Annotated in this window: 15 protein-coding genes and 2 pseudogenes; 3 read left to right on the top strand and 14 right to left on the bottom strand. The window is 60.3% G+C overall.

What is annotated here, in order from left to right:
* Window positions 1–287: 287 nt before the first annotated feature.
* The 9 genes from HDG34_RS38225 to HDG34_RS38265 form a co-directional block, all read right to left on the bottom strand.
* Entirely contained in the window at window positions 288–782 is a 495-nt protein-coding gene (locus HDG34_RS38225) for a hypothetical protein (RefSeq protein ID WP_184069089.1), read from the bottom strand.
* 79 nt (window positions 783–861) lie between these two features.
* Window positions 862–1,515 carry a hypothetical protein gene (locus HDG34_RS38230; protein ID WP_184069091.1) on the bottom strand — a complete coding sequence of 218 codons (654 nt, stop codon included), beginning with the start codon at window positions 1,513–1,515 and terminating at the stop codon, window positions 862–864.
* 19 nt (window positions 1,516–1,534) lie between these two features.
* Window positions 1,535–1,885: a hypothetical protein gene (locus tag HDG34_RS38235; protein WP_184069093.1), complete on the bottom strand. Its 351-nt coding sequence runs from the start codon at window positions 1,883–1,885 to the stop codon at window positions 1,535–1,537.
* Window positions 1,886–1,897: 12 nt separating this feature from the next.
* On the bottom strand, window positions 1,898–2,218 hold the full coding sequence (locus HDG34_RS38240) for a hypothetical protein (protein WP_184069095.1): 321 nt from the start codon (window positions 2,216–2,218) through the stop codon (window positions 1,898–1,900).
* Between the two features lie 3 nt (window positions 2,219–2,221).
* Window positions 2,222–3,259, bottom strand: a complete 1,038-nt coding sequence (locus tag HDG34_RS38245) for a major capsid protein (RefSeq protein ID WP_184069097.1) — start codon at window positions 3,257–3,259, stop codon at window positions 2,222–2,224.
* A gap of 139 nt (window positions 3,260–3,398) precedes the next feature.
* Window positions 3,399–3,797, bottom strand: coding sequence for a head decoration protein (locus HDG34_RS38250; protein ID WP_221309400.1), 399 nt, complete (start codon window positions 3,795–3,797; stop codon window positions 3,399–3,401).
* Window positions 3,798–3,812: 15 nt separating this feature from the next.
* Entirely contained in the window at window positions 3,813–4,442 is a 630-nt protein-coding gene (locus tag HDG34_RS38255; RefSeq protein ID WP_184069099.1) for a hypothetical protein, read from the bottom strand.
* Window positions 4,443–4,452: 10 nt separating this feature from the next.
* Complete coding sequence (locus tag HDG34_RS38260) at window positions 4,453–5,262, bottom strand: S49 family peptidase (protein WP_184069102.1); 810 nt, start codon at window positions 5,260–5,262, stop codon at window positions 4,453–4,455.
* 96 nt (window positions 5,263–5,358) lie between these two features.
* Window positions 5,359–6,999, bottom strand: coding sequence for a phage portal protein (locus HDG34_RS38265; RefSeq protein ID WP_184069104.1), 1,641 nt, complete (start codon window positions 6,997–6,999; stop codon window positions 5,359–5,361).
* 83 nt (window positions 7,000–7,082) lie between these two features.
* Between HDG34_RS38265 and HDG34_RS38270 the strand changes: the two genes are divergently transcribed.
* Window positions 7,083–7,694 carry a hypothetical protein gene (locus HDG34_RS38270; RefSeq protein ID WP_184069106.1) on the top strand — a complete coding sequence of 204 codons (612 nt, stop codon included), beginning with the start codon at window positions 7,083–7,085 and terminating at the stop codon, window positions 7,692–7,694.
* A 157-nt stretch (window positions 7,695–7,851) separates the two neighbouring features.
* Here HDG34_RS38270 and gpW read toward each other — a convergent pair whose 3' ends face one another.
* The gene (gene gpW / locus HDG34_RS38275) at window positions 7,852–8,082 is read right to left on the bottom strand and encodes a gpW family head-tail joining protein (RefSeq protein ID WP_184069109.1); all 231 of its coding nucleotides are present in this window, start codon (window positions 8,080–8,082) and stop codon (window positions 7,852–7,854) included.
* An 81-nt stretch (window positions 8,083–8,163) separates the two neighbouring features.
* Here gpW and HDG34_RS38280 point away from each other — a divergent pair, with 81 nt between their 5' ends.
* Both HDG34_RS38280 and HDG34_RS38285 read left to right on the top strand, forming a co-directional pair.
* A complete protein-coding gene (locus tag HDG34_RS38280) occupies window positions 8,164–8,664 on the top strand; it encodes a hypothetical protein (RefSeq protein WP_184069112.1) in 501 nt (166 codons plus the stop codon).
* A gap of 65 nt (window positions 8,665–8,729) precedes the next feature.
* A complete protein-coding gene (locus HDG34_RS38285) occupies window positions 8,730–9,707 on the top strand; it encodes an IS5 family transposase (protein WP_184069124.1) in 978 nt (325 codons plus the stop codon).
* A 90-nt stretch (window positions 9,708–9,797) separates the two neighbouring features.
* Here HDG34_RS38285 and HDG34_RS38290 read toward each other — a convergent pair.
* The 4 genes and pseudogenes from HDG34_RS38290 to HDG34_RS38305 form a co-directional block, all read right to left on the bottom strand.
* Window positions 9,798–10,076: pseudogene (locus HDG34_RS38290) on the bottom strand (terminase gpA endonuclease subunit); the annotation flags it as partial.
* Window positions 10,077–10,107: 31 nt separating this feature from the next.
* Window positions 10,108–10,350 (bottom strand): DUF6429 family protein, encoded by a 243-nt coding sequence (locus HDG34_RS38295; RefSeq protein WP_090812276.1) that lies wholly within the window; start codon window positions 10,348–10,350, stop codon window positions 10,108–10,110.
* On the bottom strand, window positions 10,347–11,441 hold the full coding sequence (locus HDG34_RS38300) for an IS630 family transposase (protein ID WP_184069115.1): 1,095 nt from the start codon (window positions 11,439–11,441) through the stop codon (window positions 10,347–10,349). Before HDG34_RS38300 ends, HDG34_RS38295 begins: the two co-directional genes overlap by 4 nt.
* A 73-nt stretch (window positions 11,442–11,514) precedes the next feature.
* Window positions 11,515–12,102 (bottom strand): annotated as a pseudogene (locus HDG34_RS38305) (terminase gpA endonuclease subunit); the annotation flags it as partial.
* Window positions 12,103–12,210: the final 108 nt, after the last annotated feature.

Here is a 12,210-nt window from a genome sequence, read left to right on the forward strand (position 1 = left end):
CGGGCGTGATGCGGGCACGGGGGCGACCCCGCTGCGGCACGCTATGGAGCCATACAATCTGTCTCGTGGTGCCAAATCCTGCCCCCGCAACCAAACGCATCAAGACTTCCAGCCGGTTTGTGTATCCCGTGTGCGTTGCCCCGTTTCACCGTTAGGGCAAACTGAGGGCAAGACCGGCTGATTTTAGGCGAAGTCGTATCAAACTGGAACCCGCCCTGTGCGGGTTTTTTGTTGCCTGTTGATCCAAGGCTCCCATCCCGGCATTTCTCTGTTACACCATCGAATAGCTAGTGCGCGCGCGGAATCGACCAGGTGCGCCGCTCTTTGTCGATTCGCAGAAACAAGTTTTCAATCCGCTTGCGCGTATCGCGGATTTGGCAAACTGGCACAACGTTTTTAAACCAGTCCACATCGTCCCTATGCTTATTTTTTTTGGGCCGCAGCCGTACCGGCTCACCACGGTCGTCTGTGGTCCACAGTGCATGGATGTTGTCATTGCGAAGGGTCAGAAGTTCGCGTGCCTCAGCAAGTAGCTCGGAAAAGACGCTTGCTTGCTCCTCGGAAAGCTTGGCTTGTGCGAGCGGCTCGTAGTGCTTACAGAAATCATTGAATTTCTTCTCTTTGACGATCTGGATGCGCATGCCTGCGGTGAATCCCTCACCGCACAAATCCTTACCGCAAAGCTTGAATAAATATTCGACGCGGCCCCACGCAACGAGCAGGCCGCCGAGTTCCTCATGAAACCCGGTGGGAAAATCATCTTTCAAGGGGCAGTCTTGCATGGCAACTCGCATCAGAGAGTGCTTTCCTCAGTATGGCACGCGCCAGGCAAACTAGCGGCAAGGTGACTGTGCGCTGGACCTACACGGGCCGGAGGTTCCTGCCGGGCGGGTCTTGAGGCGTGATTTCGAGCGTTCCCTCGTCGCGACCATCGGGGCCGCGCATGCGCGGCGCGGGTGTCACGGCGTTAGAAAATGGCGGATTCGGATAGGTGCCAGAGGGGTCGGCGGGCGTCACGGTGTCGGCGTGGATGCCGAGCGATTCAAGCGGCACCGCGACGCGTTGCAGCGCGGGCGGCGTATCGGTGAAGGGATCGAAAGTAATGAAATATTCGAGTTCGAACGCCATACGCATATCGGCGATATGCACGCGGCCGGTAGCGTTCAGCTCCATCGTGCTTTCGATGGTCGATACACGTTGAATGTGCGCGAGCAGATCGCGGCAGGTCAGTAACGCGCATTCGATCTGGTCGCATAGCGCCTCGCAGGTATCGCGCGCGGCGGCCACGCTGGTTTCCTGCACCCGGCCGGTAACGTCGAGCGTCGCTGTTGCGGTGAATGCGGGCGGTTCCTGTCCGAGCGCTTCCTTCCGGTCGCTCAGCCAGTCAACGAGAATGCACGGATAACATGCGGTTGTAGGCCAGTCGCGCGGCGTGTACACGCGATCGGCGGCGGTGGTCTGCGCGCGGCGTAGCACGTCGGCCGCGATGTCGCGCAGCAACGAGCGGTAAAGCATGGCGAGCGGTACAAAGCGGCTACAACGCGGCGGCGTCGATCCAGTTAAGCATGAGCTTTGCCGCGCCGTGCCCATCGAGTCTCACTTCCTGCACTTCGTACGCGTTGCCCGTTCGATCCACTGTGAGCGCGTCGCCCTGTTGCGGCGGCGAGTCGCCGAATTCAACGAGCCGCACCCCACACATGGGGCGTTCGGTCGTGTACGCGAGCACGTCGCCTTGCGGGATCAGTTCGCGATACGCTTCATCAAAGATGCCGTTAATCGCGAGCGTTTCGCCGCTCGCGTGCGCATAGGTGACGCCTTCGGCGAATTGATCGAACAGGGGCGAGAGGATATGGCCGTCGAAGTCATCGGGAACGGCAAGCGACATCGAGGCGAACCGTTAGCGCTTTGTCTTTACGGCAGGGCCGTCCGTGCTTTCGAAGGTTGGCCCCTGCGTGCGTGCCTTCTCTTCGTCTTCGGCCTGCGTCGCGTCACGATCTGGCGCAATGAAGCCACGCGCGCGAAGGCGCGCAACGTCTGCGGCCGCAAGCGTGACGGACTGGCCCGCCGTGTAGGTCTTGCCGTCGTGGCGGATCAAGCGCCCGCGTGCAACCGTTACCGTTCCGGTTGCGCCGCCTTTGGCGCTATCCTGCGTTGCGGCCAGAGGCTGCGCGCCGCTCGCGCCCGCACCGGCTTTCGAAGTCGTGTTCGGAGTGTTCATGGCTCAGTCCTCTTCGGCAGCGCATACGGTCGCACAAAGCGCGGCATTGACGCGCGAGGGAATGACAATGGGCGCGCTCTGCATCATGAGGAAGCGCTGCGGCGGATCGTCCGCAATCCACATTTTCGGCGCGTAGGGCAACGCCTGATAATTGAATTTCGGGTCAATGATCTGGCCGAATGCGCGTGTACCCATCAAATCGGGACCGGCCATGATGACCACCCCATCGGGCAACATCGGTTGTTCCACGTCGTTGTCGTCCACGTACCAGTCGTTATAGACCCAGAGCGAATATTGACCCCAGCGGCCCTTGTACACCGCGCCCGTAGTGATCCGCGCGCCGGGGTCCACCGCGTTGCCGAAATCGGAAAGCTTCGGATAGTAGACGGCGGCTTTTACGCGTTCGTCTGCAATGAAGTATTCCCACGGCGAGGTCGTAAAGATGAGGTCTGTGACCTGTGCGCCGCTCTTTTTCAGAATCGCGCGTTGCCATACTTCGATATCGTGCGTTGGCGTGCCGTTCGGCTGGTCCCACGCCGAGGAACCCGAGAGCGCAACGGTAAGCGTCGGATCGCGGCCAAAATCGACAAGTGCAGACGGGAAGCCGTCACCCTCAATCAATACGGTTCCGGTCATCAACGCCTGCGCGGCCATCCATTCGAGGCGTCGGTCGAGCAGATCGATTTGATCGGTCATTTCGGCCGCGATGTTCGCGGCGGCGCGTTCCTCGCCCCTGAATGCGCCGCCGATGCGTTCGCCGATCATGCGGCGAATCGGCTTGCGCAGATCGGGCCCGCGCTTGTCCTTGATATACGCGGGCCGGAACATGTTGGTTTGATACCGGCGCTGTTCAACGAGTCGCCCTTCGAGCAGGGGCGAGACGAACGGCGACATACGCCGTTTGCCAACGTCAACGTCAATACTCACCTGTTCCGTATCGCTGGTTACGACGTTCGTAAAGAAGCGATCGAGGAGGAATTTTTGCGAGCGCTTGAGATTCGGCACAACGAGAATCAGCGCATTCGTATCGTAGATATTCATTTGCTGTACTCCTGGCGGCGCGCACAAAAAAGCCCGCGCCGGTCGAAACCGGGCGGGCTTACGAGGGCCGCGATTTGGCGGCGTACCTTCGGGAGAAACGCGCTACGTTAGAAAAGGAATGGCAAGCGACGCAACGGGCTTACGTCGGATCGGCGGCGGATACACTGGGTTTCACGAAAATCGAAAACGGACGCAGCGCGATTGTTGCGGCGGCGAGCGTGAGCGACGCATCGAGAATCAGCGCGCGCGCGTTGAATTCACCCGTGAAATACACGCCGCCCGTCGCAGGCTGGCCGCCTGTCGTGTCCACGTCATCGGCAAGGATTGCATTAGCCGCTGCACCGCTCGAAGTAGCGGTGGCATAGGTGCCGTCTGCCTGCTGCGCCAGCACGGTTCCGCGCGTGAGCTGGAGCCCGGTTGGGAATTGCGCCTGCCCTTCGGTGACGAGCTTGAAATCGCCTGCTATGAGTTGATCCGGTACGTAGGCATCGCTCACCATGCCCGGCATGAACGGGTTATCGCTATAGGTCGTAGTCATTTCGCGGCACTCCCTTTACGCTTCGCCACGCGCGCGACGTGCGGCGGCGAGGATCATCGAGGCGGCGGCCTGAGGCCCGTCGCGATCTTCGGCCGTGCCGCCGTCACTGCCGAGCGCGGGCAGACTCACGCCCGCCATGCGGCTACGCAGCGTATCGCCCCGCGAAAGTCGCGTGCCGTCACCTGATGCAATCGCGGTAAGCAGGTTCACGGCATCGGGGCCGCGCATATCGGTTTCGAAGGCGAGATGCGCCGCGACATCGGGGCGGGCACCGGCTGCGCTGCACCGGAAAATCTGCGCGCAGCGCGCGCGCTCGGCGAGCCGTGCATGCTGTGCCTTGCGCGCATCGTCTTTCCTGTCGTCGTCGCCTTCGTCATCGTCGGCCGCGCTCGCTTCGTCGTTGCCTTCGTCTTCGGCGCGTGCTTCGTCGTCGTCATCTTCGGCGCGGGCTTTCTTCGAGCGCTTTGATTTGCGGCCCTTGCGGTCTTTGTCGTCGTCCTTGCGGTCTTTGTCGTCGTCATCGTCGGCGCGCCCGTCGTCGTCCTTTTTGTCGTCGTCTTTGTCGTCAGCACGCGCGGCGGCGAGCGGTCGCGCAAGCGGCCCTAGCAGATGCGCGAAGCGCGAAGCAGTGAGATTCAAGCCCATGATGTCCCCCTTACTGTGCGAGAGATTCAAGCAATGACGCGAAGGCTTCGTCGGGTGCCTGCACTTCATCCGCGAGGCCCACGGCAACACCCTGCGAGCCCCCGAAGGTTCCGGCCTGCATCGTGCGCACGGCGTCAACTGATAGCCCGCGATTGCGCGCGACCGTCGCGGCGAATCGCTCGCCGGTTGCGTCGATATCCGCCTGGGCGCGCTCGCGCGCTTCGGGCGATAGCGGTAATTCGGGGTAGCCGTCCAGCTTGCGGTCGCCCCACGTGACGAACGTCACCGCGAGGCCCGCGCTATCGAGTGCGCGCGACCAGTCAACGTGCATCCATACGACACCGATTGAACCCGTGCCGCCAGTGCGTGGCACGGTGATTCGATCGGCCGCGCTCGCGATCGCATAGGCCGCGCTATAGGCGCTTTCGCTCAGGATTGCCCACACAGGTTTTGTGCCGCGCGTTGCCTGGATCGCGTCGGCAAGATCGAACGCGCCCGCGACTTCGCCGCCCGGCGAGTCGATATCAAGCACGATTGCGCGCACCGCGCTATCTGCGAGCGCGGTTAGAAAGTTCTGGCGTATGCCGTCGTAACCGGTCATTCCCGATTCAGGCTGCGACGTGCCGAGCCGATGAACAAGCGTGCCGTAGACCGGTATCACGGCTACGCCCGCGAGCACGTCGTAACCCACGGGTGCGACGTGCCGCGACATATCCCCGTCTGACGCCAGAAGCATCGGGGCACCCGCCGCGCGCGCTTCGCCTTCGAGCCCGCGCAGACTCACGATGCCCAGGCGTTCCGCAAGCACGGCCAGCAGCATTTCGGCTTTAGCCGGGTGTATCGCGAGCGGGGTATTAAAGAGCCGTTGCGCGAGGAACGCGAAGCGCGGATGAACCGTGCGAGCGATGAGCGCGCGTTACTGCGGTTGCGGGGCTGTGGGTGATTTCGCGGCGGTGTTCGCGGGAAGCGGCCCCGCCCATTGTGGAAGCGGCAGGCCGCGTTCCCTGAAAGCATCGACTTCGCGCTTGCGTTGGTCAAGAATGTCTTCCCAGTCTTCGCCCGTATTTTCGGCGCACTCCATTTCGAGGGTAGACAAACCCGCATCCATGCCGAGTACCGCGCCTTGTTTTTCCGCTACCGGATCAATCCAGCCACGGCCCGGGCCGATCCATGTACAGCGCGAGTATGCGCCGCGTGCCTCGATGAACGCGGGCGCGTTATTGGGTAACGGCAAATCGTCTACTTCGAGCACTTCTTCCACGAAGGCGGCGCGAACCGGATACGCGAAGCCGTTCGCAAAGTCAGTGCGGCGACGGTTCAGCGTCTTCCACGCTTCGAGCAATCCGGCTCGCGCGCTCGAATAATTAACATCGCTCCAGTCCTGCGAAAGCTGTTGCGCGCTCACACCCGGGCACGCGGCGACATTGCGAAGCGCTGCGCCTTCGAAGTCGCGAAAATTCGAGGTCGGACGAACTGCGCTAACGGTGCTGATTTTCTCGCCGGTAAAGAGCGAGGGAACACGCACGCCGCCGAGCAGAAGCCGCCGCTGGTCGTGAAAGTCGGCGCGCAATTTCTGGTAGCCCTTGAGTTCCACGCAGTCGCCGAGCGCATCTTCCACGAACGACGGATCGAACGGCAATTCGATATAGGCCGAAAAGATCGCGTTGACAATGGCGCTTTCAAGTTCGGTCGCGTTGTACTTAATGAGCATTTTTAACCGGTCAATCACGGGCGTAAAAATGCCGGCGCCGCCGCGATGCTGGTCCGCGCGGTCGCGTTCGAAGTCGTGGACGATAACGGGGCGGCCCCAGGAGGTTTCGCGCTGCACGCGTTGCCACTCCATAACCTTCGGCCCTTCGAACCAGGAGGATTGATGCGCCTCGCGAATCCAGTAGGCCACGGCCGCGCCGCGCGTAGCGATTTCCACGCCGCCGCGCGTGGTCTGTTGATCGAACATCATGTAGGGATTAGAGAGGCGGTCAGGGTCGATCAGTTGCACGGCGGTTGCATACTGCGCGCGGCCCGGTTCCACACGATCGGGTAGCCAGTGCAGCATGGCGAGCGCGTCACCGTCCACGAGCTTGTGGCGGAATGCCAGGCGGAATATCTGCGAGATAGTCGGGTTGCGCTGCACGTCGCAATAGCGCCCTACGTCGTTCGCCCATGCACGCCAGCGCGCATCAAGTGCGCGGCCGAATTCATCGGCCCAGCTCGAATCAAAAGCGGGATTACCGCTCAGGTACGCGAGCGCGCGAAAATCCGGTTTCGATACAGGGCGGAAGTTTGCGCCAATCGCGTTATCGAGAATCCGTGTAACACCTCCCGATGCCCAGCCGTCGTTGCGGACCAGATCGCGCACGCGCGATACGATGCGATCGCGGTACGGGTTTAGCTCGATATCAGGCGAGCCGAGCCAGGGTGTCCAGAGCGCTAGTTCAGGGTTAGTCGCGTCGGCCGCATCATACGGCACCATGCTTGAGCCCGCGAGCATCGAAACCACGCGCGAGCGCTCAGGGATCGGCCGCCCGTTGGCGTCGAGAATTTGAACCGTTGACATTGCTGGACATAACGCTAGTCGGTAGCGCATCGGTCGTCACGGGTTCTGGCACAATCCAGAGCCTTGAAAATCAGGAGTTGACCTTGAGCGACGAAAAGAGAATCTTTGCGGACGATATGCCGGATAGGCAGCACGCGCTATGGACTGAAATGCTCAAACTAGGCGCGGAAACATCGTTTAGAGAAATGATCGAATGGGGCCGAGAGACCATCAAACACCTAGTTATACTCAACGGTGCGGGGTTAGCGGCAAGCGCAACGCTAATCGCGGCTAACGCTATTTCAAAGTCGGATATCGAAGTGATCGGGCTTGCCGCGCGTTCCTTTGTCGCAGGGATAATTTCGGCGTTTTTCTTGATGGTGTGGCGCTGGCAGATCAATGCGACCGAATCCGAACGTCAATTCAGTTTTCTCCACGATTTTGAGCTAAACCGTAAGCCAATCGAAGAATCGCATGAGCCATTCCTCAATCGGGTATGGGTTCGAGCCGTAACGTACTTTCTTTCTGGCCTGTCGTTCCTTACGTTCCTTGGGGGCGCATACTTGCTCAGTACGGCGTTAAGGACGTCGCCAGAGCCTGCCAAGACCACGGCTAACGGCACGCTGGCCTATCGCTTCAAGTTGCCGCCGGACCGCGGGACGCAGGGCGATTACAGCGTGCTACGTCGTCGCCTGACGCTAGGCGCGTCCTACTAGCACCGGCCTATGTGTTCGAGGCTACGCGAGGAGTCGTGTAGCCTGTACGGAAGGCATAGCCAATTTGTTCGCACTGTTAGCCGCCATGAATACATCGCCAGAGAACACGATACGAGACTTGCGGGCAAGCGCGCGACACTAAGTTCGCTTCCTAGCTCTAGCGGTACAGGAAGCGAACCGGCGCGCGGCCGCGGCAGACCATGGCTAGCTGTTGCTGTAGCTGCCGGATGAGCGCTACAAGGTTCGCGAGGTTCGCGGCCGTATAGGTCACGCTGCGCGTACCGTCGCCCTGGGTATAGGAAAAACTCACGCCCTGCGCGCCGCTCGCGAGGCGGATATACGCCGCCTGTGCCGCTGCGAGCGCCGTTTCCAGCTGCGCCGTACTCATGCCCGCGAAAATGCTTTTCGACGGGTCGTAGCAGGCACACGGGCGCATAATGACCGTTCCCTATGTTGTGGAGGTCGGAAGATGAAGCGAAGCCCGTTCTATGTGCCGCCCGATCCGAAGTATCGAAACAGTTTTCTTGATTCTTGTGCGTTCGATACGAAATACGCGCCGGAAGATGCTTATGCGGCTGAAATACGAGAATTGCGAAACATCGGCGAGATTCATTTACTTCTCGCGCATTCCAATCAGAAGGAAATTGACCATCCAAAAACACCGGCAGACGTTAAGGCAGAAGCGGCAGACATGATCTATACAAACGAAACTGATCTGACCGACGGCGAGCGAGTTACCCGACAGAAAGTTCACGACATACTGACGGGTAATGGAAGGCCGGAAAAGTACGAAGCCGATGCACGACACGTCTTCGAAGCTGGCAAGTACGGCGGAGCTTATTTCATAACAGCGGATAGGCGTATCCTGTCACACGCAGATGAACTGGAGACCGTCTGCGGTGCGATTGTCGTTACTCCGAGTCGATGGCTGGAAATTTACCGGTCTGCACGCTCGGAAGAACCAGCCTGATAACCTCATGCTAAGGCTACGCTGAAAAAGGTCAACGCCGTCGGGCGGGAAGACGTTAAATGCGGATGAAACAACAGACCCTTGCGATGGCGGCCGATCAAGGCGCCGGATTCGAACAGTACCGTCGGCCAACCAAATGTGATGTGTTCCTTGAGACGATGGAGCAGATCGTACCGTGGACGCAGTTGTGCGAGGTTGTCGAGCCGCACTATCCGAAGGGGCAAGGCGGTCGCCCGCCAGTTGGTCTGGAGCGCATGCTGCGCATGCACTTTGTGCAGCACTGGTTCAACCTGGCGGATGAAGCCTGCGAGGAAGCGCTGCTGGACAGCACCGCATTGCGGCGATTCGTTGGGATTGACCTGGGGCGCGAGCGCGTTCCCGATGGCACGACGCTGTTGAAGTTTCGCCGGCTGCTGGAGCGCAACAAGCTCGGCGAGCAGTTGTTTGCCAAGGTCGGCGAGGTACTGCAAGGGCACGGCCTGAAGGTTGGCACCGGCACCATCGTGGATGCCACCATCATCGGTGCGCCCAGTTCCACGAAGAACGCGGACAAGGCGCGAGACCCCGAAATGCACCAGACGAGGAAGGGCCAGCAGTGGTACTTCGGCATGAAGCTGCACATCGGCGTGGATAGCCAGACGGGACTGGCACACAGCGCGGTAGTGACGGCTGCGAACGTGCATGACAAGCATCCGCTGCCGGCTCTGCTGCATGGCGCCGAGCGACGTGTGTACGGTGACAGCGCGTATGCGAGCCAGAAGGAACTCATCGCCAGCAAGGCACCGCAAGCGAAGGACTTTACCAACCAGCGTGTGCGCAGGCGAAGTGGTGAGGTCGACGACACCAGACGCTCGAAGAACCGCAACAAGTCGAAGATACGTGCGCGGGTCGAGCACGTCTTTGCGGTCGTCAAGCGGCTGTGGGGTTTCGTCAAGGTGCGCTATCGCGGCCTGGCGAAGAACGCCACGCGCGCCTTCACCGCACTGGCATTGAGCAACATCTACATGAGCCGCGAGCGGCTCATGGCACAGGTGCGTCCATGAGGGGCCAAAGTGGGTCGAGAGACCCGCTTGCAAGGCCCTTCAGGGCAAGAAAATCGAACTAATTGCGTCACTGATCTCGCATTCCGAAATTCAGCAGCAAACCGTCGCCGAAAACGGCGGCTTCTTCAGCGTAGCCCTAACTGGGAAACAAGCGCGCGCGTCTCCCTGTTGTGCCGTGATGTCCGTATCGCCATACGGGCGCGTGGCGCGCGCGGTGATGGCATTCAGACGCAAGCCGAAATGCAGCAAACCGCAAAGCGCGCCATACGAATACACGCGGCAATCCAGCGCCTCATTGGCGCGATCGGGCGGCAACTCCCACACATAGAACCGATGCCCCGCGACTTCCTTGACCACGATCCGTTCCGCCGTTAGTGTCCTGAGTTAGAAGTTCGTTGAATCAATTCTCTGTTCTTTCCGGAATGACAAAGTGCTGATTAAAAAGTCGCTCGGACTCGCGCAGTCCTTCTTCCGTAAAGATCACGGACTTCGTCTTGTTGACTGGGTCTTCGATGAGGCCTCGTTCATGGAGCCGGTTCAGCACATCCCAGTCGAAGCCCTTCCATGCACGGTATCGGTCATGCAGGGTCAGGTAGAGGAGCGCGAGGGAAACTTCATCAATTGCGTCGGTATTGATATTCATGATGCTCCTGCCGCAGCCTTGCGGACGCGCACACAAAACCGTTCGAGGCTGGCCAGGATCTCATCGGCCGACTTGCTCCAGACAAACGGTTTGGGGTTCGCGTTATAGACATCCAGATAATGACGGATCGCGTCTTCGAGTTGACGTGTCGACCGATGCGTACCGCGTCGAAGGTATTTTTCAGTGAGCGCGGCAAACCATCGTTCGACCTGGTTAAGCCACGACGCCGAGGTGGGTGTGAAGTGAACATGGAAGCGAGGATGACGAGCGAACCAGGCTTTGATCGAGGGCGTTTTGTGCGTGCCATAGTTGTCCATTACCAGATGCACCTCCAGGTAAGACGGCACGCTGGCTTCGATGGTGCGCAGAAAGCGCACAAATTCGCTGCTGCGATGGCGCCGATGTACCTCGCCGATTACTTCACCAGTAGCGATGTCCAGCGCCGCGAACAGGGTGGTCGTACCGTGGCGCATGTAATCGTGGGTACGTCGCTCAGGGATGCCGGGTGCCAACGGCAACATGGGTTGCGTGCGATCGAGCGCCTGAATCTGGCTCTTCTCGTCCACGCACAGCACCATGGCCTTGAGCGGCGGGTCCAGGTAAAGCCCGACGATATCCCGCACCTTGTCGACGAACATCGGATCGCTGGAGAGCTTGAACGTCTCCTGCCGATGCGGTTGCAAGCCAAAAGCACGCCAGATTCGTGTGACCGCCGTCTGCGACAATTTCATTTCGCGAGCCATCGTGCGCGTGCTCCAGTGAGTCGCTCCGACAGGCACGGACTCGAGCGTCTTCGCGATGACCGCATCGACGCGCGCGTCATCAATCGTCCTCGGTGCGCCGGGCCGTGGTGCATCAAGCAGGCCGTCCACACGATGGCTCACGAATCGCGCCCGCCACTTCGAAACCGTTTGCTGTGTGACCCGCTGTTTCGCCGCAACTGTCTTGTTGTCCATGCCATCGGCACAGGCCAACACGATGCGCGCCCGCAATGCCAGGGCCTGCGCGGTCTTGCGTCGCATCGTCAGCGCTTGCAGGTCTTCGCGCTCCGAATCGCTCAGCACGAGTTCCCCTTTGGACCGTCCACTCATCGTTGCCTCCGCGTATCAAGTGCTACACAGGACACTTTAGTACGTGATCGGCATCATTCAATGAATTTTTAACTCAGGACATTAGCTGCGCGTAGTAACCCAGATCGCGATCGGCGGGAAAGTGCATGTAACCGGGTCCGGGCTTGTCGATCGCCAGGCGGTCACGTATTGAATCCTTGGCGGCGTTAACGCCGAGAATCACCGGCCGATAGCTCGCCTTCGCGCGGCGCGTCGGCTTCCTGTTCGGCCACACGGGCGAACGTTGCCCCGTGCGTGCCGACTCGCCCTTGATTGCCCAGATGCGGCGGCCAATGCGTTCTTTCGCGAACGCGTACACGGCTTGCGTTGCGTTCCCGCCTGAGTCGATACACGCGCACATGATGGAGAACGGCCGCCCATCATCGCGCCGGTGTTTCTGCATCAATGCCAGATCCACTTCGCGCCACAGATCGGGCGTAGCTGGATCGCCTTCGATGACTTCGTAGGCAATGCTCCAGGACTCTTCATCGAGGCCCCAGCCGACCACTTCCATTTCTACACGGTCGCCTTGAACGTCGATGCCTGCCGATAGCACGCCGACACCGGCCGGCACTTCACCGGCCCAGCGTTCCGCACGCGCGGCGAGTACTTCGAGCTTGACTTCCTTACCCGCGCGCACGCGGTACGGTAGCCCCCCCCCCCCGCGTCACAATGGTTGTCGCCTGGATAAAATTGGAATCTGGGGGCGATAAAGAGAGAACAAGTTGGCGCGTTACGGAAAGACATTCAA

The sequence above is a fragment of the Paraburkholderia sp. HC6.4b genome, from assembly GCF_014200875.1.
GTDB classification, from domain to species: Bacteria; Pseudomonadota; Gammaproteobacteria; order Burkholderiales; family Burkholderiaceae; genus Paraburkholderia; species Paraburkholderia tuberum.